Below are 18,800 nucleotides of genomic sequence, written 5' to 3' on the forward strand. Positions count from 1 at the left end.
AGCAAGGCATATATGCACGCTACTCACCTGGTGAAACCCGGTATTAGCGTTTAAGCTGGGCGGCTGGCTTATTTAGTAGTGCAATCATAGGCCTGTCGCTCATTACTTTGGTTTTAAGCGCATAGCCAATGAGTAGACCGACGATAAAGCCGCCAATATGTGCGCCATAATCAACACCATCGGGCAGGCTAAATAAACCGAATAAGTTAATGCCCAGCCAAATAATGAAGAACCACATAGCAGAGAGCTTCTTCTGGTAAATAATGAACATAAAGGTCAAGCTGGCGTAGCGGAACCACATTAAATACATGCCAAATAAACCAGCAATGGCACCACTGGCACCGACACTGGGAATTGCACCATTACTTGAGAGCATGAGGCTGGCAACGGAGGCGAGCACCCCGCAAAGCAGGTAGTAGCCTAAGAAGCGCCAGTGGCCAAGTGCATCTTCGAGGTTATCGCCAATGATGTATAAAAAGTACATATTGCCTACCAGGTGCATAATAGAGCCGTGTAAAAACACACAGGTGAGCAAGGTCCAAGGCTCTTCCCCGGCGAGCACATCCACTGGGCGCATGGCAAAATATTCAAGTACGAACTCAAAATGGCTGGGAACAAAAAAGTAAGCGGCAAATATCAACACGTTCAACGCCACCAAAGCGCGAGTTACCCACGGGGTACGATGTGGTTTGATGTTGTACTCTACTGGCATTTGCGTTAGAAATTGAAATAAGTAGGTTTTCCATGACACCTTCTGGTTGAGCTCGCCAAGTGCCGCTTTTAGCTGTGGGCTATTTTCGACACTTTCTAACTGCTCTTTTTCGATCCAGCTGCCATCGCAATGACGGCATACATCGATTTCGCTGTGGTAGTGCTCTAATAAGTGGTAGCGCTCCATCAATGTTGAGCAATCGGGGCAGTCGCGCTCAGATATACCTAAATGTTCACCAAAATTGTGTTCATATTTCTCACCCACAGGACCGTCGTTGACCTCGTTCAACATGCGATTGACTTCATTTTTTTCAAACCAAAGGCCACCACATTCTAAACACACATCAATTTCTTCACCTTGATACTCGGTCACTTCTAGGTATTCATCAACACAATGGGGACAGCGTTTATTCATGCTCTAACTCCTTGAGACTGCCAATTTGCACGTCGTTATCAGCTAATTCTTGTTTCAGTGCCTGGGCACTGCGCTTTAAATAGGGGAGCGTATTTTGCTCTAGGTCGGTTGCAAGTTTGCCTAGCTTCTCACTGGCGTGACGCGCTGACACCTTGCGCTTTAGCGCGCGTTCAATATAAAACTCACTTTGACTATAAAAACGCCGCGCAGCGGAGAGAATGGCACTTGGGGTTTCCAAAGTCGTGGGTGAGTATTGCATGGTGTGCCACACATATTTATCTAAAGTGGGCTTATTGAACTCAAGCTCAGATGTAGGCGGGCTCTTAGCCAGTAGCTCGGCATACGCTTGAATTTTACGTTGGTTGTCGAGCAACTCATCGTACAGAGACGTGCGTAGATAGTAGTTATCTTCCATTTTAGAGTAGGTATCGAATTTAATTGCCTGCTCTAAACCGCTTTGTGCGGCGAGGTAGACACCAAAAATGGTGGATAGCACCAAAAATACTTGGTTGAGCCAAAAACCGGTACTGCGTAGCTCTTTGTTGTCGACTTGTTGCAGCACTTTGGGGATTTTTTTGTCCTGTGGTGGGGATGTTGCCATAACCGACTCCTTGGTAAAATGAGCCGAGATGGTAGGGGAAAGTGAGCACAGAGGCAAGCGCCTTGCGCTCACTTAATAGGCATTATATGAGCGTAAGCAGTTTGTATCCGCTCAACGTAATGATCAGTATCAGCAGCGGCATCGCCAGCACATTAATCAGCAGTGAGTTTTTAAATCTGCCCATGACCTTATTTTGATTCATTAGCCACAGCAGGTAAATGCAGATAATGGGTAATAACAGTGCATTGGTGGCTTGCGCGAAAATAATCACCGCCACTGGGTCTAAACCAAGACTGGCCACAACAGCACCAAACACTAATATCACCAACGCCACTTGCTTGAAGCGAGGGCTGTTGGTATCTCCTTGTAACCCGAGCATGCCACACACCGCGTAGGCACCCGCCAGAGGCGCCGTTATGGCGCTGGTTAACCCAGCGGCGAACAGTCCGAGTGCAAAAAAGTAATGGGCGCTGTCACCCAGTAAAGGCGTTAATTGCGAGGCCAGGTTGGCGGCACTGAGCTGACTATTGCCCTGACCAAAAAAGGCTACGCTTGCGGTGGACACGATAGCTAAGGTGATCAATCCCCCAAGACCAATTGATAAACCGGTATCCCAGTTGCTACTGCGAATGGCCTGTTGTTTATCTTGCTCACCTTGGCTGGCCCGTGCGACCACCCCAGAGTGAAGAAATAAGTTATACGGTACGATGGTGGTGCCAATTAACGCCAATACGGTGGTCAGTGATCCTTCAGGGAAGCTAGGCTTAAAACCTGCAAACATGGCACTGAGATCGGGGCTGGCGATGACCAGAGTCGCTAAAAAAACTAAACTCATCAGCAACACTAAAAAGATCAGTGCGCCCTCTATCAACTTATATTTGCCGCTGTATAACAGTGCGGCGCTGATAATAGCAATCAAGGGCGTCCACAGCTGCGCTGAAGCGGAGGGAAATAGCCCTTGTAAACCGAGACTGGCACCGCTGAGGTTACCTGCCTCATAGGCGGCACTGCCAATGCCAATGGCACTGATCACCAAAAATGCGGCAAGCCAACGAAACACAGGGGTTTCAATATGCGCGCGCAGTGCTTGGGCTAAATCTAGGCCGGTGACCACGCCTAAACGCGCGGCCAGTGATTGCAATAAAATAGTTGCCAGCACTGAAAACACCAAGGCCCATAGCAAAGCAAAGCCAAAGTTTGCACCGGCTACGCTGGCGGTGGTAATGGTGCCTGGGCCAATGAAGGCGGCGGCAACCAGTAGTCCAGGTCCTAACTTCATATATCACCTGTCGAGGTTAAAAAAAGGCGCGTACGCTACCAGTTCATATCCAAATTTGAAAGAGTAAGACGTTACTCTATGCAATAAACAAGTGAATTTATACATTTAACCACAGAAATTTAACATCTGCGGCGGCCCAAAGTGACTCCCCTCATAGCTCACTGAGTGATTGTCTGCGCTCGATAATAAACAGCCTGTGTCTTGTTGGCGCTAGTCTCCCAGCTCAGGGTGATCCAATAACACGGCTCCACCATCGACATTGGCGAGCTTATCTTCAGGGTTATAAATAGGGCAGCGTTGCATTGACAGGCAGCCGCATCCAATACAGCCATCAACATAGGCGCGTACTCGTTGCATGTAGGCAATTTTTTCATCGAGTTGGCGCTGCCATTGGCGTGACATGTTGGCCCAGTCTTCTTTATTTGGGGTGCGTTTTTCGGGCAGGGTACTGAGTGTTTCTTTTACCTCCTCTAGGGTGATCCCCATTTTTTGTGCGGCCTTGATAACCGCAATGCGCCTTAGTACATCTCGCTTGTAGCGGCGTTGATTTCCTTGGTTTCGCCAACTGCGAATAAGTCCTTTTTTCTCGTAAAAATGCAGCGCCGATACGGCGACCCCAGCACGTTTGGCGACAGTGCCGACAGATAAATTTGCTTCCAATGTCATTTTGTTGTTGACCTAAACTTAACTTGAGCTTTTAGCCTTAGGTTAAACATACAAATGCAGGAAAGCAATTATGAACCAACATGTTATTATTTTTTCAAGTGCTAGAAGCCAAGGTAACACCCGCCAAGCTGCCGACACTCTCGCGCGACACCTAGGTGCGCAATTCATTGATTTAGACGCCTATCAGATTAATCCGTATCGGTATGATATTCGCGAACAAAGCGATGATTTCCGCGCGTTAATCACGCGATTACTGGAGTTTGACCATTGGGTATTTGCATCGCCCGTCTATTGGTATAGCACCACACCGCAGATGAAGGCGTTTTTTGATAGACTCACGGAATACATGGATCAGCCCCAATTGCGTAGCCAGTTACGACAACTGCGCACTAAGCAAGCATCCTTGCTCTCCACTAGTTATACCGAGCGGGCGCCGCAAGCGTTTGTGGACCCTTTCATCCATACTGCCACCTACCTAGGGATGCAATTTGTCACTCACTATCATGCTGGCGCTGCAGACCCTGAATCTGTGGCCGTGCAATACCCTAAAAGACAAATGTGGTGGCGCAAGTTGTATGCCTTGTTGAACACTCAAGCAGGCCTTATTAGATAAATTAGTGATTATTTTGCAATTATTCGTTCAAGCGCAAAATTAGCTGAATATAAAATGAATGTCTGCAAGTGGTTACTATCTCTAAATGCCATTAAATTTATTAGTTCACAGAGTGCATTTTTGCACTCTTATGATGCAATAAAGGCGTTGTTAGAGGCTTAGCTCTATTGTTGTTATGTAAACAAGATGTTTATTTTGTGCGGGGTTAGTCTTGATAGTAAAGCTTAAATAGGTACACTCAATGCTCCCCCCAGTGTTTGGGTGCTTCAGAGGAAGAAGTAATGAATAACAAGCAGTTGTTTGTCTTAACAAAAGATAATGCAAATACTCAAAGCGACGATTTCTTGTTGTTACTCAAAGTATTGGAAACGCTCGCAACAACCGTTAAGGTCGATACCCGCCTGCCTGAGGTGGGTGAGCGCGAACACATTGCACTATTTTTAGTGGATGCTGCGTATTGTGATTGCCAAGAAATGCTCAGCGAGGAGATCATTCAGTTAGCGCGCCAGCACAGTGTTGCGGTGTTTAACGCTCAGCGTCACGCGCTCAACGAACGCACAGCGCTGCTGGCGAATCTCAAAGGCGCGCTTTACAACGATGACAGTCCTGAGCATATGTTTAAAGGCGTGCGCCGCGTCCTCGGCGGCGAGCTATGGTTTTGCCGCAAGGCTATCTCCAATGCCTTTGGCGATCTAATTCAACAGCTCCCCGCCACTGATGCACTATCGGCGCAACGCCACAGCGATATCGACTTAAGTGTGTTAACCGCACGGGAAAAGTCGGTGATTTCATTGTTGGCTAAGGGGGCTAAAAATGATGATATCGCCTGCGCTTTGAACATCAGTAACCACACAGTGAAAACGCATATATACAGTGCTTTTCGTAAGACCAACTCGCGTAATCGTATTGAATTGGCCAATTGGGCACAGCGCTATATTCCGGTGGCATCTCGCGTCATGGAACAGCGTCAATAACCTGCTCAGCATGCTATTGAACGCAAGGTTACCATTGAGCAAAAATAAAGGCGCCAAACGAGGCGCCTTTATTGTGTCAGTGCAGAGGTGATCAACTGGCTCGCGCCGACCATACCCCTTTGTTAATGCCGTCTTTTATGAGTAACGTCAGTGCTTTTTCAATCGCTTGCGTGACACAAATATGCATGGGTTCGTTATCACTGAAGCCTGCTTCGGCTTCCAACAAGCGCTTGTAACTCACATAGCGGAAAAAGCCAGCACGCATCTCTTGTGAGAGTACTTTTTTGCTGGTGGCAACCGACAGCAATACCTGCCCGGTGCGCACATCGACCGCACGCATGTAAATAGAGATAACATCCTCACGGTACAGCTCTGAGGCGCCGATACCAAAGTATTCTGCACCTAAGCCTCCGGTTTTTACGTTACTGTCGTAACTGATGATCCCGCCCTCAAGAATGATTTTGGCGGTGGTCAAAGGTGGCAGCTCTGGGGCATTGTCGCCCTTATCACTCATCGCCGCTCGCACGATTTTTCGCTCTGTAAGCAAATTTTGTAATCCTTCACGCTCCACGGGCACAAACCAGTCGGTTTCATGCAGCGCTTGCATAAGAATAGAGTTCGCACCTTGGGTTACGGCGGTAGAAAACGAGCTGACGTTCTCTTGCGGCTTATATTGCCCCGTTTGGTCGCGAAATGAATAAACTGAGACGGGAATCGCGCCTCTGGGATTAGGTAGCGCTTTCAGTTCGGCAAAGGTCTCTGTGAGCGCCAATTGCTCAGCAATTTGCTCATCTGGGGGCACAGTCGAGGTGATAGCGGAACAGCCGCTAAGCAAAGCCAATAGTAAAAATGCACATATACGTTTCATTAGCCAAACCTCGGTACTTCGATTACGGTGACAGTGCCATCCAGGGTATTGGTTATTTGCACGGTGATACTATCAGGGGTGCTGGTGATAATCTGGATTTGATAGTCGCCACTCATAAAGATGGAGTCTTGGTTAAAAATACTGTCTTCAACATCGTCACCGAAGGCGATATCGGTAATTTCACGAACCATGCGGTTGAGGTACGTACGCTCCAACGATTCTTGAAACTTTTCACCATAGGTTTTTTCACTGATAGGGGCCCGGTGCTTATTTTGGGCTTGTGCTTTAGAGAGCAACATATTGGCATTTAACGGGTTTCCGCCAAATGATGGGTTAATAGGTTTGTATACAAGCTCAGTGGCCATCAGTGGCAGTGACGCACAAAGCAAAAGTGCATAAATTATTGTTTTCATTTTTACCATCCACTTGCTGCTAGATCAGGGGAGTGTTGTTTAAATCTGGCGCGCGCCATGGCGTCCATAATCGCGAACATCGCGCTCTCGACGCGCTCTTTAAGTGGCCCACCACGTCGGCCCATAAAAGTGACGTATACCAATTCATTATTCATGAGTACTTCAAGGCGGGTGCCAGCACGAGGGAGCACTGTTTCTTTGATCACCACGTTGGTGCCGCTGGTATCCGGCAGATCGCGCCATAACTGTGAGAAATTAAAGTAAAATTGGTGGCCAAAGCGGCTAATACTGCGATCGAGTACGAGGCCGTCAATTTCCACTTCTTGTGCTTTGCTTGACGTGTGAGTCAGGGCAAGGAGCACAATCAAGATGCTGAGAAAATACTTCATCATCGGCTGAAAGGGAGGGTTACCCCTCCCATTAGAGCTTTACTGTTGTACAACAGTTGCAGAGTTATAGTCACCGACTTGAGTGACAGCAACGGTGTTACCAGTGCCCATAACCGAGCCTTCAACCAAGTTACCCTCACCAAGTTGACTGATAGACACAGTATTACCTTCACCTGCGACTGCGAACGCACCTTGTCCCATGCCGGCAACCATGTTCATGCCGCCTTCTTGGGCGATATCAATGCTGTGGCCACTGCCTTCTACCATGAGGTCGATAGCATTGAGCTCACCACTTTGTACCAAGTCGACTTGGTTGCTTGAGCTTTCCATCACTGAGCCCATGGTCAATACAGCTTCATTGCCCATGCCACTTTGAGTAATAGCGATATCATTATCGTTGCTGGCAATGCTTGGATCTGGGTAAGATGATTCAATAACAGCGGTGTTCATGTCACCAGATTGGGCAACTGCTACGTCGTTGTCATTACCGTTGAAGTTAACAACATGCGTGGCGTTATCGTTGCCGATTTGCATGGCATCAAACTCATTGTTGTTACCTAGCACGCCAAGATATACTTCGTTGCCACTGCCATTTTGGGTTGCGCTGAAATCGTTCTCATCGCCTAATACCTCAGCTGATGCCGCGTTATTATCACCCATTTGCATAACGTTTAGCTCGTTTCCATCACCAGAGAATAGAGCCGACTCAAAAGTATTCGCGCTGCCTTCTTGATCAATTGACAGAGCATTTTCATTGCCCTCGATAGAGACGATATCAGTGCTGTTATTCGCGCCTTCCTGCTCAACAGCGAGTTCGTTCTCATCTCCGAAAATATCGCCAATGCTGATGACGTTGGTATCGCCTAGCTGTTCACTGGCAAATTCGTTCATGCTGCCATTAATAGAAGTGACGGATAGTTGGTTCCAAAAACCATCCTGCTCTACGCTCAGGTCGTTGGCATCACCTTGAACCGACGTAAATTGCGCTTCGTTCCATAATCCAGCTTGCTGTGCATTAACCACGTTGGCATTGCCCTGCATATCCAGGTTGTAGAACCAGTGTCCGCCATCGCCCTGAACAACATTAATTTGGTTTGCATCGCCGCCAATCACGTTGATGGCCTCATTGTTGATGCCTAAGAAACCAGTGCCATTTTGCTCAACCGCGATTTGGTTGTCACTGCCAGTCACTTCGCTTAATGCGCCATTCGCTTCGCCATCTTGGTTGTAAGATTGCTGGTTGTTGTCGCCTTGTGTGGTCACCAACACCACATTGCCGTTACCTATTTGCATGGCATCTGTTTGGTTACCATCACCTACCGTAGTGATCTCAGTAAGGTTGGCGTCGCCTTGCTGCAAAGAGCTGGCGCTGTTACCTAAACCCTGGACAGATGTTTGTGAAATTGTGAGCTCATTGCCAACGGCGGCTGCACGTTCTACGTTAGCAAGTGCAGATGTTGACCCAGGTTTGTCTTCGCTTTGTGCGTAAGCACCTGTTGATAGGGCCATCGCGATGGCGCAGGTTAAAATAGATTTAGAAAGCTTCACGCTTATCTCCTTGTTGTTTGTTATTACTGCGACGACGTTACAAATGAAAAGGCTCATCTCAGGGTTGCCGACCTGAGCTGGGTTAATCAAAAAAGCGTGTGAACGAGCGCAGCGTTGTTGTCCTAAAAGGTGTTGGCAGTAGTAAAAGCCAACGGTCACTGGTGCGTATGGCGTCATTCCTTTGCCTTAGCTGTAAATAAGTAGCCGGGCGCTGGAATACGGAGAAGCCTAAGAGTTCGGTAAGCGTTGGGAGAGAAATAAAACTCGTCACTAAGTTGCAATTACGAGTATGCATGGGAAAAACTTGCTTCCAATGCTTTGTTGAGTAATTGCAACGAGCCATATTCCCTCCTGGGTCATTGATAGTTGCATGCACAATGCATGGATTGGTGCTGCAAGGTATCAATATTAGTAATACTCATTTTCCTACCGAGGTATTCACTCTAAGTTCACTTTGAAAGCAGATAAATTAGCAATTTTTATGGTTGGTTATTTGTTTATTAAAATCAGTGTGTTGTGTTTATTTTTGTAGCTCTTTATGGTGGAGATTAGCGGCTGCTACCAAAAAAGCATGAGAAAAAATGAGTTGAAATTGCTCGAAGTGGGATCAAAAAAAAGCATGAGAGACTCAACCTTTTTGGATTAAATTTAACAAAAAAGAGTGGTTTTTAACTTTCTGTTCATTTTTGCTTTGCGTGTTCCTAAAACAGTCGCTACAACAAAGAGGTTGCCACACATTGACTGCGTATGTGCTCTTTTGGAGAAGAGATACTTACTTCTGTGTACCTTCGGGCCACACAGACAACTTCTATGGAATAGATCTATGAAAACCAAACTATCTGCGCTGACTTTAGCGCTCGTTCCGGTACTTTCATTAAGCGCTCACGCGGGCGTTCACATTAAAGATACAGCTGCCACTGACAATGACGACAGCATCCTTGTGGTATTCAAACAAGGCACTTCTGCCGCAGTGCGTGCTCAAGCACGGTCTTTAGTCAAAGCAAAAATCAGCGATTTGAATGCTGATGAAGTTGATGATCGCTACAAGCATGTGCTTGGTGGTCGTCTTGCCAATTTTAAACTCGATGGCGTCAGCGCCAAACAAGCCTTGGCGGCTCTTAATAAGCACCCTGGTGTGGAATATGCCGAGCCAGATTACCAAGTAAAAGCATTAGGCGTGCCTGATGACAGCCGTTTTGATGAGTTATGGGGCCTGCATAACCTTGGGCAAACTGGTGGTACAGAGGATGCAGATATTGATGCTGTTGAAGCATGGGATATTACCACCGGCTCCGCAGATGTAATTGTCGGTGTTATCGATACTGGTGTTGATTACTCACACCCTGATCTTGCCATGAACATGTGGGTGAACCCAGGTGAAGTTGCTGGTGACGGTGTGGATAACGATGGCAACGGCTATATCGATGATGTTCACGGTATTAATGCCATCACTGGTGATGGTGACCCTATGGATGACCAAGGTCATGGCTCGCACGTCTCTGGCACCATCGGCGCATCCGGTAATAATGCTGAGGGCGTTGTCGGTGTAAACCACGAAGTATCCATCGCAGGTTGTAAGTTCCTCAGTGCAGCAGGCACGGGTTCAACATCGGATGCGATTGAGTGTATCGATTATTTCGTGGCCCTGAAAAATGACGGTCACAACATTCGTGTTACCAACAACAGTTGGGGTGGCGGCGGCTTTAGCCAAGCGCTTGCAGATGCCATTACGGCGAGCGAGAATGCCGACATTCTTTTCGTTGCCGCCGCAGGTAATGACGCGGTTGATAACGATGTTAACCCTCACTACCCATCGAGCTATGAGCATGAATCAGTGCTTTCTATTGCCAGTACAACGCACACCGATGCGATGTCAGGGTTCTCACAATGGGGCTTAACAAGTGTTGATATGGGTGCTCCAGGCAGCGCTATCCTATCTACTGTGCCGGGGGGCGGTTATGCGTCCTACTCTGGCACCTCAATGGCCACGCCTCATGTTGCAGGCGCTGCAGCGTTAGTGCTGTCGGTGAATCCGAGCTTGAGTGCAGTAGAAGTGAAGCAATTGCTAATGAGCAGTGGCGATGCGAATGCTGACTTAGATGGAATGACCGTTGCGGGTACACGTTTAAATGTGAACCAAGCGGTGATTGATGCTGACCCTGAGCCAGGCTTTAGAATGTCGGCTGCGCCCCGTAATCAAGAGATTGTTGCCGGTGACACTGCGACCTATGAGCTGAGCTTTAGTTCGGTGGCCGAGTGGCAAGGAACAATCGACCTTGCGCTTGTTGCAGGCATTGATGGCGCAAGCTTGTCGAGCAACACTGCACAGCCAGGTGATGTGGTAACGCTGAGCGTGCCAACGACGGCACAAACGCAATGGGGTGAGTACAGCTTTACCATTGATGCAACCTCGGGTGATTTAGCACAGCAAAAGTCAGTTGAGCTATACGTATTACCTCAGGGGTTAACTGAGTTTAGCTATGAAAACACCACTGCTGTGGACATTCCTGATAATGACGCAACAGGTATCACGTCAGTGATCACTGTTGCAGATGACGTCACGGTGTTTGATACCAATGCCTTCGTAGATATCAGCCACACTTGGATTGGCGATTTGATTGTCACGCTTACTTCGCCATCCGGCACGGTAGCTACGCTCCATAATCGCAGTGGCGGTAGTGCGGATGACATTAACGAAACCTTCAACTCAGAGGCCTTTAATGGTGAAGTGGCCACCGGTGATTGGACGCTAACCGTATCTGATAATGTAGGTGCTGACACGGGGACATTAAACGCTTGGACCCTTAACCTTACAGGCATTGGCGAAGTAACGGCGCAGCCGCCGCAGGCAGGCTTTAGCTATGACGTTAATGACCTAAGCGTGCAGTTTACAGATGCAAGTTCTGATGTGAACGGCGATATTGTTAGCTGGATGTGGGATTTTGGTGACGGTGCCAGCAGCTCTGATGCTAGCCCTATGTATACCTACGCGGATTATGGCACGTACAGTGTAAGCCTGACTGTGACCGACAGTGAAGGTAACAGTGATACTTTAACTCAAGAAGTCACTTTAAGCGCAGATGATGTGCAACTCGAAGTGGTACGTGCTAATAAAACACGCTTAGGCTTTATGCGCGTTGAATTGGCATGGCAAGGCAGCAGCGCTGAGCAAGTGGATGTGTACCGTAATGGCGAGTTCTTAGAAAGCACTGCCAATACCGGTGGCTATCGTGACTTTGAACGCCGCGCAGACCAAACTTCTTACACCTATCAAATCTGTCAAGAAGGCGATATTTGTTCGAATGAAGTGACAGTGACTTTCGAGTAACTATAAACAGCAGTGCAAAGCACTGACGCAATGATAAAACCCCGAACTCAGTTAGTTTGGGGTTTTTTTATTGACGACTATGTCGTCGCTAGGTGAATGCATGTGTTGCAGTTACCCGAGATGAGGTAATAAGTCATACAAATTGACATAACCAGAACAAAAATTAAACCAGGTAAAGATTTATTTACATAATTATTAATGGTGCACGAAAATAGTGCTGTTTTTTATTGTAAAAGTTGAGAATTATATGTAAAAAGTATGTTGTGAGTTACATGATTTAAACATAGTGCTTGTCATGGTTCGCTTTATAACAATAAATTCAGGGAATTAACAATGTTCAACAAATCTTCAATTAGCAAAGCTATTCAATATTCTTTGTTGCTTGGCACTGTTGCTTCGGGCACCGCGATTGCTGCGGAAGAGTCTGACCGAGTCAAAGAAGTCGAAAAAATTCAAGTTACAGGTTCTCGTATTGTAAAACCTAAACTATCTCAACCTGCCCCTATCGTGACGATCGGCGCAAAAGACATCGCTCAAGCAGGTGTACCTGACCTAGGTAGTGTTCTAGCAGAGCTTCCGGCGATAGGTTCGACAGACACTCTGATTGGTAACAACGACAGCAACGCACTAGCTGGTGTAACCTCTGCTGACTTGCGTCGCCTAGGTGCTGCTCGTACTCTAACTTTGGTAAATGGCAAACGCCATGTTGCCGGTGCACCTGGTAGTGCTCAGGTGGACTTAAATACTATTCCTGCGGCGCTAATCGAACGCGTTGAGGTTATCACCGGTGGCGCATCAGCTATCTATGGTTCTGACGCAGTTTCTGGTGTTGTAAACGTTATCCTTCGTGATGACTTCGAAGGTTTCGAGTTTAATGGTTCTGTAGGTAATTCTACAGAAGGTGTTGGTACTAAAAACCACTCTTACAGCATCGTTGGCGGTGCAGAAGTGTTTGATGGCCGCGGCAACGTTACTTTCTTCGCAGGTAAAGATCGTATTCGTGAAGTAATGGCAAATGATATTCGTCAAGTTAATCACTATGGTACGATTCAAAACCCAGAGAATACTGGCGAAGAAGATGGTATTCCAGATCAGCTAACCGTACCTAATGTAATGTCAGAGCGTATCAGTGAGAACGGTGTTATCAACCCATTTGGAGCCGCTGGTTCAATTTGGACATTTGATAATAATGGTGTGCCAGAGCTTATGCCTGAGCGCGAATTCACCAATAGCTTTGCTTTTGGTAGTTTCCCTGATGGATGCCAATATTGCTTTAAGACTCAAGATTATGAAAATGTTTATCCTGATTTAGACAAAACAACTGTTGGCTCAACTTTCAACTTTGATTTGAGTGACAACCACTCTTTCTACAGTGACTTTAAATTTGTTCGCTCAGATATCAAGCAGCAGTTCCAGCCTTCATTCCGTTTTGGTAACGTGGCTATCAATGTTCAAGATAACCCGTACCTAGATGAAACGTTGCGTCAAGACTTGCTTTCTCAAGGTACTGAAGTTGCAACATTCTCGAAATTCTTTGGCGAGCTTGGTAACCGTAGCGCTGCTAACAAGCGTGAGCTATTCCGCTTCGTAGGTGGTTTTGAAGGGTACTTCACGTTAAGTGAAACAGACTTCACTTATGACACTTATTATGTGTTTGGTCGCACAGACAACGTTCGTAATACCTTGAACGATCTTATTCCTGATAATTTTGTTGCTGCTCTGGACGCGGTAATTGACCCTGCTACAGGTGAAGTGGCATGTCGTAGCCAAGTGCCTTCTGCGCAAGGTGAAGGTTATACTGATCCAGCAAGTGTGAATGGTGGTGACTGTGCGCCATACAATCCATTTGGTTTCAACCAAGCGTCACAAGCTGCTAAAGATTGGGTAAGTGCTGATGTAACGCGTACTGACAAAATTACTCAAGAAGTTGTTGGTGGTTACGTTGCGTTTGATAGTGCAGAACTATTCGAGCTACAAGGTGGTCCAATCGGCATTGCAACCGGTTTCGAATACCGCGAAGAAACGTCAGAAACCATTACTGATGAGTTCTCTAAAGCAGGATTCTTAACCACAGCGGCAACACCGGATTCATACGGTGAGTACGATGTAAGTGAAGGTTTCATCGAATTGAGCTTCCCGATCCTTGCAGGTATGTCGTTCGCTGAAGAACTGACAGTAGACGCGGCATATCGTACTGCAGACTACTCACACACTGGCTCAAGCAGCTCGTGGAAGGTCGGTCTAATGTATCAACCTTTCGATGACTTACGTATTCGCGGTACTATCGGCGAAGCAGAGCGTGCTCCGAACATTGCAGAGGCGTTCGATCCACAATCTCCAGGCTTCGGTCGCGTATCCGATCCATGTGATGCGGATAACATTGATGATAACCCGAACCGTCGTGCAAACTGTGCTGCGCTGGGTATTCCAGCTGACTTCCAAGCTAACGATAACGTGAGTGTGGATACGCTAAGTGGTGGTAATCCGGACCTTAAACCAGAGAAGTCAACTTCATTTACTGGTGGTTTAGTATGGACCCCAAGCTTTGCTGAAAACTTCTCAATGACCTTAGACTACTATGACATTGAGATTGAAGATGCGATTTCATTCATCGCAACACAAAGTATCGCAGACAACTGTGTTGATGCGGCTGGCGGTATCGATGAGGCGTTCTGTAGCCAAGTAGACCGAGATCCAGAAACGTTCGACATTGAGCTAGTTCGCTCGGGTTATCTAAATGCGGCAGCTATCACTACACGTGGTATTGACGCCGACTTTGACTATCGTACTGACTTAGCTGACTTTGATATTGACGGTGAGCTTACCTTTAACCTGTTCATTAACCACTTGATTGAACTAGAAGATTTCGAGTTCCAGAATCGTCCTGATAAAGTGAATGTCGAAAATGGTGAAGTGGGTGACCCTGAATGGCAAGGTCGTTTCACTGTTCAGTACACTTGGCAGGATCTGAACCTTACGTGGACGACACGTTACACTGACCGTTCAGCGCGCTTTGATGTATCACCAGAAGGGGATATTGAAGAGGATATTTCTCCTGCATACGTAGGCAGTATTGTTACTCACGATCTATCTGCTCGATACCAGTTAACAGATAACATGCGCGTAGACTTGGGTCTTCGTAACCTTACTGACAAACTACCTCCTGCTTATATCCAGGCAAGTGGTGGTAACGAAGCCATCTACGATGTAGTAGGTCGCCGCTTCTTCGCAAATGTTAATGTAACCTTTTAAGGTAAAGTTAAAATTAACAAAGCCCCTTCGTAGGGGCTTTTTTTGTGCCCAAAATAGCAATAGGGTGTTTTTTTGCAATTAAAGGTAATTGTAGCGAACCTCTGTAGATGTTAATTTGTTCTATGAGTATCCGTTTTTATATTGTTTTCTAATTTGCAACTTGAGCCTTTTGGGTTTGATGTCATTAGCCCAGCTTTTGCTCGTTTTTATTCTCTTCTGTACATATTTTTTGCAATCAATCATTTTTAAATCTGGATTCTTATTATTATTTTTTTTACAAAAAATTAAATAAAATAAAACAAAAGTAAATTAATGGTAGTGTAACCTACTGTTAATTAAGTTAAATTTTTTGTCTAGAAAAGCTTTTATTTTTATTCCTTTGTGTTACAAAATGTTTTCAGGCTAGGCCCTTTATAGGGGTTATAGTCACATGAAAATAACGAACTTCATTTTTAACAGGGATAACTATGACTTCATTTAGCAAGTTAGCCATTGCTGTAAAATCGGCTGTGGTTTTAGGCGCAGTAGCGCACACGGGTGCTTCATGGGCAGCGGAAGAGGGCGGCCAAAACCAAGAAGTAGAACGTATTCAAGTAACAGGCTCAAAAATTAAACGTATTGGCGAGCTATCACCAACTCCGGTTACGGTTATTAGCGGTGATAATTTGGTTGACGCTGGTATTACCAATGTCGCTGACCTTTTATCTGAAATGCCTAACTCAACAGTAGGTCTGTCCCCAGAAACAACTAACAACAGTGTGTTTGCAAATGGCTTAAACAATACCGACTTACGCGGCTTAGGCACTGAGCGTACATTGGTACTTGTTAATGGTCGACGCTTTGTTGCCGGTGCGCCTGGCAGCAGTGCTGTTGATTTGAACAACATTGCAACTTCTATGATAGCCCGTGTTGAGATTTCAACAGGTGGTGCTTCTGCAGTATATGGTTCCGATGCAGTCGCGGGTGTTGTAAACATTATTACTAAAAAGTCATTCGATGGATTGGAAATCGACGCCTCTACTTCTCAACCTACGCAAGACGGCGGCGAATCATATTACACATCACTTACTTTCGGTGACGAAGGTGAGAATAGTAGCTTTATTGCTAACATTACTTACACCAAAAACGAACAATTACGAGGTGACCAGCGTGATTTCATTCGTAATGGTGTAATCAGCTTAGATCACCCAGATAATGTCGATAACGAAGATGGCATTCCAGGGCGTACTACTTTAGATCGTGAAGGTTCTACATCATTATTTATCTACAGTAAGAATGGTGACTTCTTTGCTAACGATGGTGGCCACTACGCCTTTGGCGATGATGGCTCAATCCGTCCGTTCGCAGCGGAAGGTTTTCTTCCCGCAAGCTCAACACCAGGTAGCCGTAATACTCAATATTATACTGGCGAAGGTGATGGCTATAGCTTCCTAGAGCACAAGTATGTTCGTACGCCACTGGAACGTCTAAATGCGTCCATCAATGTAAATTACGATTTGGCTGAAGATCACTCTATGGCGTTTGAAATGACATATTCAAATACGTCAGCATATGGTGAGTCATCGCCAGCTTTCTTCTACCTAGGTGGCAATAGTACAGATAATGCATTTTTCGATGACCAAACAAAGCAGTTTTTTGCTGATCAAGGTATGGACACGTTCAATGCTTACTACCTAGCTGATTTGTTCGGTCACCGTCAGTACGACCAGAAACGTAGCCTTATTCGTGGTGCGCTAAGCTTTGAAGGCATCATCAATGACGATTGGAGCTATGACGCATATATTACCAAAGGCCATGTTCAGTCAGACACGACTTGGTATGGTGAGCTATTCGAACAACGCTTTAGAGACGCTATTGATGCAGTAGAAATTGATGGCAATATTGTGTGTGCTGAGCGTAATGCAGACGGTGAAGTGATCGGTGCCAAAGCAGGCTGTTCTCCATTGAATATTTGGGGTAAAGGCTTAGCGTCACAAGAAGCGTTAGATTATGTTGGAACCGATGCTACACGCAGAGCCTCAATTGACCAAACTGTGATTGCGGGTACGGTTTCTGGCTACATGTTTGAACTTCCTGCAGGCCCACTTGCTGCGGCTTTCTCGGCCGAGTATCGCGAAGAAAAATCATCTACTTTGCCTGATCCTGCAATGCGCGAGGGGCTTATTTTCAACAACCAATCAGATGCGCTTAAAGGTGAGTTTGACGTAACAGAGCTTGCGGCCGAATTCTCGGTTCCTGTTGTTGTTGATACATTCTTTGCTGATGAAGTGTATTTTGAATTGGCTTACCGCTACATGGATTACTCTTCAACAGGGACTGATAACGCGTGGAAGGTTGGTTTTAACTATGTACTGAACGATGAACTGCGTTTTCGTATTAACCGTTCAAAATCTGTTCGCGCACCGAGTATTTCTGAGCTTTATCAACCTGCCGCGCAGACATTCGCATCTTTTGACGACCCTTGTGAACAGGGTGAAATTGACAACGCCGGTGAATATCGCGAGAACATTGAACGTAACTGCCGTGCAGCGGGGATCCCTGAGGGTTGGGCTCCATCTAACCTATGGAAGTCAACTAACCACCCAGGCTTTGTCGTAGGTAACACCGAATTAGATAACGAAACAGCAAACGACTGGACTATTGGCTTTATATATACTCCTGAATTTGTTGAAGATCTATCTATTACAGTGGACTACTGGGAATTCGATATCGAAGAAATGATCGTATCACCAGAAGCGCTTACTGTGGTTAATGGTTGTTATGAGTTTGAAAGCTTAGATAATCCTTACTGCGATTTGATTGAGCGTAACCCAGAAACCCTAGAAATCGATAACTTCTATCAAAAGCCAGTTAATGCGGCAACGAGCTTTATCGCTGGTACCGATGTTGAAATTAACTATGGCTTAGATACAAGTTTTGGTCAGTTTAACTTCCGATTAGTATCTACCTACTTGGACGAGCGTACTCAAAACAACACTGGTAAAGCTGAAGATGAGCGTAGTTACCAAGGCGAATATCATCGTCCTCGCTGGAAAGCTCGTTTCATGACTAACTACTACTGGGAAGATCTAACCGTTGCCCTTGCGGCAAACTATCGTCACGCCACGGTGCTTGATAGAGAGTGGACATCAGAAGATAACGACTATAACGATGTACCTTCTTACACAGAGTGGGATCTAACGGCGCGTTATCAAGTGTTGGACAATCTAGAAGTGCGTGGTGGTGTGTTAAATGTATTCGATCGCACTCCACCTCGTAACCCTGTACTGTATGATGATGGTGAGTTCTACGATCTAGACGGTCGCACTTTAACTGTGGGCTTTAACTATAAGTTCTAATGTAAATTGATAAAAAACTTGGCTCCTAGATTTCAATCTAGGAGCCTTTTTCTATCATCACCTTTCATTTAACGCTTGATAAAGGTGGAGTCAGTTTTTATCTTTTACATTTAAACGGTTTTTACAAGTCACCTTTCTATTCTTATTCTTTTGTTTTTCCCTGTTTTGTTGTTACCTGATCCCAAGCCACAAGTGGACAGCTGCAAATTGAGCTGGAGCATGTTGTTTAAATAGCATTCAAGACAAAGAGCTCATAGGTCAGTGAAAGCCTCGATTAAAATCATGGTGCAAGCTGTGCTGGGAGTCCTTGAAGAATGTTTAGGGAGCCTCGCTATTATAATCACTCCTTTTAACAATCAGCATTAGAGTTTTTTGTTAATAGCGCATTTTATGTTGCCCTTTGAT

General features: G+C 46.0%; 13 protein-coding genes. 5 read left to right on the forward strand and 8 right to left on the reverse strand.

All coding sequences use genetic code 11. From position 1 onward, the window contains the following. Window positions 1-43 precede the first annotated feature (43 nt). The 4 genes from PRUTH_RS16650 to soxR all read right to left on the reverse strand — a co-directional run bounded on the left by PRUTH_RS16650 (window position 44) and on the right by soxR (window position 3,672). Window positions 44-1,126 (reverse strand): rhomboid family intramembrane serine protease, encoded by a 1,083-nt coding sequence (locus tag PRUTH_RS16650; RefSeq protein WP_138548410.1) that lies wholly within the window; start codon window positions 1,124-1,126, stop codon window positions 44-46. Next, window positions 1,119-1,727: a hypothetical protein gene (locus PRUTH_RS16655; RefSeq protein ID WP_022945039.1), complete on the reverse strand. Its 609-nt coding sequence runs from the start codon at window positions 1,725-1,727 to the stop codon at window positions 1,119-1,121. Before PRUTH_RS16655 ends, PRUTH_RS16650 begins: the two co-directional genes overlap by 8 nt. Before the next feature lie 82 nt (window positions 1,728-1,809). Beyond that, a complete protein-coding gene (locus PRUTH_RS16660) occupies window positions 1,810-3,006 on the reverse strand; it encodes an Nramp family divalent metal transporter (protein ID WP_053909627.1) in 1,197 nt (398 codons plus the stop codon). A gap of 210 nt (window positions 3,007-3,216) precedes the next feature. After that, window positions 3,217-3,672, reverse strand: a complete 456-nt coding sequence (soxR, locus tag PRUTH_RS16665; RefSeq protein WP_022945041.1) for a redox-sensitive transcriptional activator SoxR — start codon at window positions 3,670-3,672, stop codon at window positions 3,217-3,219. Between the two features lie 70 nt (window positions 3,673-3,742). Between soxR and PRUTH_RS16670 the strand changes: the two genes are divergently transcribed. Next, window positions 3,743-4,285, forward strand: a complete 543-nt coding sequence (locus PRUTH_RS16670; RefSeq protein WP_151173946.1) for a flavodoxin family protein — start codon at window positions 3,743-3,745, stop codon at window positions 4,283-4,285. A 281-nt stretch (window positions 4,286-4,566) separates the two neighbouring features. Then, window positions 4,567-5,259 carry a helix-turn-helix transcriptional regulator gene (locus tag PRUTH_RS16675; RefSeq protein ID WP_022945043.1) on the forward strand — a complete coding sequence of 231 codons (693 nt, stop codon included), beginning with the start codon at window positions 4,567-4,569 and terminating at the stop codon, window positions 5,257-5,259. Window positions 5,260-5,350: 91 nt separating this feature from the next. On the opposite strand, the gene PRUTH_RS16680 is transcribed toward PRUTH_RS16675, so the two are convergent. From PRUTH_RS16680 to PRUTH_RS16695, 4 genes are read right to left on the reverse strand one after another with little or no spacing between them, the layout of a single operon-like run. Next, the gene (locus PRUTH_RS16680; protein WP_045978885.1) at window positions 5,351-6,127 is read right to left on the reverse strand and encodes a CsgG/HfaB family protein; all 777 of its coding nucleotides are present in this window, start codon (window positions 6,125-6,127) and stop codon (window positions 5,351-5,353) included. After that, window positions 6,127-6,549 carry a curli assembly protein CsgF gene (locus PRUTH_RS16685; RefSeq protein ID WP_022945045.1) on the reverse strand — a complete coding sequence of 141 codons (423 nt, stop codon included), beginning with the start codon at window positions 6,547-6,549 and terminating at the stop codon, window positions 6,127-6,129. The genes PRUTH_RS16680 and PRUTH_RS16685 overlap by 1 nt, the downstream gene beginning before the upstream one ends. After that, complete coding sequence (locus PRUTH_RS16690) at window positions 6,543-6,929, reverse strand: CsgE family curli-type amyloid fiber assembly protein (RefSeq protein ID WP_151174281.1); 387 nt, start codon at window positions 6,927-6,929, stop codon at window positions 6,543-6,545. Before PRUTH_RS16690 ends, PRUTH_RS16685 begins: the two co-directional genes overlap by 7 nt. A gap of 39 nt (window positions 6,930-6,968) precedes the next feature. Further along, window positions 6,969-8,477, reverse strand: a complete 1,509-nt coding sequence (locus tag PRUTH_RS16695; RefSeq protein ID WP_045979035.1) for a curlin — start codon at window positions 8,475-8,477, stop codon at window positions 6,969-6,971. Between the two features lie 823 nt (window positions 8,478-9,300). On the opposite strand from PRUTH_RS16695, the gene PRUTH_RS16700 reads away from it, so the two are divergent. The 3 genes from PRUTH_RS16700 to PRUTH_RS16710 all read left to right on the forward strand — a co-directional run bounded on the left by PRUTH_RS16700 (window position 9,301) and on the right by PRUTH_RS16710 (window position 18,395). Next, a complete protein-coding gene (locus PRUTH_RS16700; protein WP_151173947.1) occupies window positions 9,301-11,805 on the forward strand; it encodes a S8 family serine peptidase in 2,505 nt (834 codons plus the stop codon). Between the two features lie 333 nt (window positions 11,806-12,138). Next, window positions 12,139-15,057, forward strand: coding sequence for a TonB-dependent receptor domain-containing protein (locus PRUTH_RS16705; RefSeq protein ID WP_045978888.1), 2,919 nt, complete (start codon window positions 12,139-12,141; stop codon window positions 15,055-15,057). Between the two features lie 467 nt (window positions 15,058-15,524). Continuing rightward, entirely contained in the window at window positions 15,525-18,395 is a 2,871-nt protein-coding gene (locus tag PRUTH_RS16710) for a TonB-dependent receptor domain-containing protein (protein ID WP_151173948.1), read from the forward strand. Window positions 18,396-18,800 lie beyond the last annotated feature (405 nt).

Origin of the sequence: Pseudoalteromonas ruthenica, from assembly GCF_008808095.1 — a bacterium.
In the GTDB taxonomy this organism is placed as follows: Bacteria; Pseudomonadota; Gammaproteobacteria; order Enterobacterales; family Alteromonadaceae; genus Pseudoalteromonas; species Pseudoalteromonas ruthenica.

Bases quoted from the DNA above. Each gene is read 5' to 3' on its own strand.
- PRUTH_RS16700 (WP_151173947.1), top strand. From the start codon at position 9,301: ATGAAAACCAAACTATCTGCGCTGACTTTAGCGCTCGTTCCGGTACTT.
- PRUTH_RS16675 (WP_022945043.1), top strand. From the start codon at position 4,567: ATGAATAACAAGCAGTTGTTTGTCTTAACAAAAGATAATGCAAATACT.
- PRUTH_RS16685 (WP_022945045.1), bottom strand. From the start codon at position 6,549: ATGGTAAAAATGAAAACAATAATTTATGCACTTTTGCTTTGTGCGTCA.
- PRUTH_RS16705 (WP_045978888.1), top strand. From the start codon at position 12,139: ATGTTCAACAAATCTTCAATTAGCAAAGCTATTCAATATTCTTTGTTG.
- PRUTH_RS16670 (WP_151173946.1), top strand. From the start codon at position 3,743: ATGAACCAACATGTTATTATTTTTTCAAGTGCTAGAAGCCAAGGTAAC.
- PRUTH_RS16650 (WP_138548410.1), bottom strand. From the start codon at position 1,126: ATGAATAAACGCTGTCCCCATTGTGTTGATGAATACCTAGAAGTGACC.
- PRUTH_RS16660 (WP_053909627.1), bottom strand. From the start codon at position 3,006: ATGAAGTTAGGACCTGGACTACTGGTTGCCGCCGCCTTCATTGGCCCA.
- PRUTH_RS16690 (WP_151174281.1), bottom strand. From the start codon at position 6,929: ATGAAGTATTTTCTCAGCATCTTGATTGTGCTCCTTGCCCTGACTCAC.
- soxR (WP_022945041.1), bottom strand. From the start codon at position 3,672: ATGACATTGGAAGCAAATTTATCTGTCGGCACTGTCGCCAAACGTGCT.
- PRUTH_RS16655 (WP_022945039.1), bottom strand. From the start codon at position 1,727: ATGGCAACATCCCCACCACAGGACAAAAAAATCCCCAAAGTGCTGCAA.
- PRUTH_RS16710 (WP_151173948.1), top strand. From the start codon at position 15,525: ATGACTTCATTTAGCAAGTTAGCCATTGCTGTAAAATCGGCTGTGGTT.
- PRUTH_RS16680 (WP_045978885.1), bottom strand. From the start codon at position 6,127: ATGAAACGTATATGTGCATTTTTACTATTGGCTTTGCTTAGCGGCTGT.